At 77.9% G+C, this 2,534-nt stretch carries 3 protein-coding genes; all 3 read right to left on the reverse strand.

The window, feature by feature from the left end:
• Positions 1–407: 407 nt before the first annotated feature.
• Complete coding sequence (locus ABZW03_RS39780; protein WP_355269614.1) at positions 408–803, reverse strand: NUDIX domain-containing protein; 396 nt, start codon at positions 801–803, stop codon at positions 408–410.
• 131 nt (positions 804–934) lie between these two features.
• The gene (locus ABZW03_RS39785) at positions 935–1,126 is read right to left on the reverse strand and encodes an SPOR domain-containing protein (RefSeq protein ID WP_355269610.1); all 192 of its coding nucleotides are present in this window, start codon (positions 1,124–1,126) and stop codon (positions 935–937) included.
• A 182-nt stretch (positions 1,127–1,308) separates the two neighbouring features.
• Positions 1,309–2,534 (reverse strand): DUF4190 domain-containing protein (locus tag ABZW03_RS39790; protein WP_355269612.1); only part of this gene is annotated, 1,226 nt, incomplete at its 5' end.

Genomic DNA, 2,534 nt, shown 5'->3' on the forward strand with positions numbered 1-2,534 from the left:
CCTCGACAGTGTCGCCGCGGCGGCGGCCGGCCGACGGCTGGGAGGCGGCCGGACGGGCGGCGCGGCGCAGTCGGGCGCGGGCGGCGGCGCTCCCCGTGGAGCCTGCCCGCCGCTCTCCCCCGGCGCCGTTCCCGGTACTCGACACCGACGGGGCCTCCGGCTCTGGTCGGGATCGGCGTCGCCGGCTGGGGCGGCTCACCGATGGTGACGAATAGTGCCGAAAAGTGACATACCCAGCAGCACCCAGGCTATCCCGGGCGCTGGGTCGTCTTGTCCGATTGACCTACCCGGGCGGACTGCGCGTCGCCGGGCGGCGGCAGGGCCTTCGCGGTGGTCGCGCGGGTGACGGCCGGTGGGGTGCGCGTGATCTGCGCGCGGCCCCCGGGTGCCCGCTCCTCAGGGCCCGCTCAGGCGCTGGTGCGGGTGTCCGTGAGCAGCCGGGCGACGTGCGGCAGCACCTCACGGTCGTGGTCGATCCAGTCCACGGCGTCCAGTTCGTCCGGGCCCAGCCAGCGCAGTGCGTCGTGGTCCTCCAGCGGGCGCGGCTCGCCGGACAGCAATTCCGCCGCCCAGAAGCGCAGCTCCAAGCCGGGGCGCACGGCCCACGCGCCCGGCAGCCGGGTCAGCGCGCGCGCCCGGACGCCGAGCTCCTCCAGCAGCTCGCGCTCCAGCGCCTGCGCCTCGGTCTCCCCCGGCTCGGCCTTCCCGCCGGGGAACTCCCACCGGCCGGCCACCGACGCGGGGGCGCTGCGCCGGGCGGCGAGCACCCGGCCGCGGTGGACCAGGGCGCCGCCGACCACGATCCGGGGAGCGGCGGGGGTGTCCGGGCCGCCCGGGTTGCCCGGGCCGTCGGGCCGGTCCGGGGCTGCGGGCGTGGGGTGGCTGGGGTGGGTCGCGTCCATGGCCCCGACCCTACGGCCTGCCACCGTGCGGCTCAGGCGTTCCGGACCGTCCCGTCCGCCGCTTCCGGCCCGGCCTCCCCGTCCGCCTCGACCCAGTACATCTGCTTGTGGCCGCGGGCCTCGAACCCGGCGGCCAGCCGCCCGGCCTCGGCCCGGTCGAGGCCCTTGGCGACCAGGAAGCGGTTGCCGTTGTCGTCCTGCCGCATCACCCGGTAGGTGCCCATGGCGGGAGCGTACCGGGGGCTCCGGCGGGCCGTCCCGCTCCGGGCCGTCCCGCTCCGGGCGGGCCCGGCCGGTCCCCGGCTCGCGTGGGGGTCGGGCCGGGGACGTGTACATGACCGTACGACCGGCGGGTTACCAGCACGTACAGGCCCGGTCAACGGCCGGTAACCCGGCGCGCGGGCGCTCAGACCCTCAGGTCGGGCGCCTGCTCGCCGGTGGACAGGCCCAGCCCGCGGCGGATCTCCAGGATCGTCGGCGTCGCCTTGGCCTCCGCCGCCCCGGCCCGGCGGAGGTCGCCCGCCAGGTCGGAACCGGAGGCCGCGGCGTCCCAGAGGACGGCCGCCTGCGACTTCGCCTCGGCCAGCTTGGCGATCTGCGGCTGGACGGCGGCCGGCCAGGGCACCGCCGTCCGGCCCAGCACCGCCGCCTCGGCCCGGGAGGCGGAGGCCACCCGCCGGGCCCAGGCGCGGTAGTCGGCCTCGGCCTCGGCGACGTCCCGCTCGGGCCGGTCCAGGTAGTCGTTGTTGAAGCTCCGGGCGGCCTCCAGATAGGCCAGCTGGGGCGCGGTCAGGCGGGCTCGGTCGGTGCGGACCGTGCCCTGGTGCCGGTTGTCGGGGTCCTCGTAGGCGCAGGTGACGGACCGTGCGCCGGCCGCCCAGTTCTTCGCGGTCGGGTAGAGGTAGACGTCGCTCATGCCCTCCGGGACGGCCCACTGGTCGAGCGCGTAGGCGCCCAGCACCATGCGGCAGAGCCGGCCGGCCGACGCGCGGACCTCGCTCTCGCCCGGGTAGGGGCCCTCGCCGGCCGGGAGGTCGACGGTGCCCGCGACCTCGCCGTCGTGCGACTGGGCGCAGGCCACCCGGTGCACCCAGTACACCGTCTCGTCGCCGCTCCCGTCCGTCGTCGAGCCGCCCTCGGGGGAGTCGTAGCACTCACCGGACTTGAGCTCGGACCAGTGCACCGAGCCGGCCGGGGCCTTCGGGGCCTGGCCGAAGCGGCCGGCCCGCGCCGAGCTGAAGTCGGTCGCGCCGAGCGCGAGGGCCAGCAGCACCGTGCCGATGGTGCCGAGCACCAGGCCGGTCACCGCCATGCCGGAGCCGCGCTCCTTGCGGCGGTTGATCTGGACCAGCGCGAGGATGCCGAACACCAGGGCCACCGGGGCGACCAGGAGCAGGCCGGTGACCAGGGAGCCGACGGCGAAGCCGTTGGTGGGGGCGGGACCGGGGAGGTAGCCGGGGAAGGGGGCGGCGGCCGGGCCATGACCCGGGTCCGCGCCCGGGGCGGGGGCGTACGGGTGGGCGGGCTGGAAGCCGGACTGGGCGGCGGGGGTGACGGACGCCCAGCCGCCGGCGGGCAGCGGGTGCGGCGGCGCGGGCGGGGCGGCCGACGGCGGGACGGCGCCGGGCGGGG

The organism is Kitasatospora sp. NPDC004799 (assembly GCF_040609095.1).
GTDB lineage: Bacteria > Actinomycetota > Actinomycetes > Streptomycetales > Streptomycetaceae > Kitasatospora.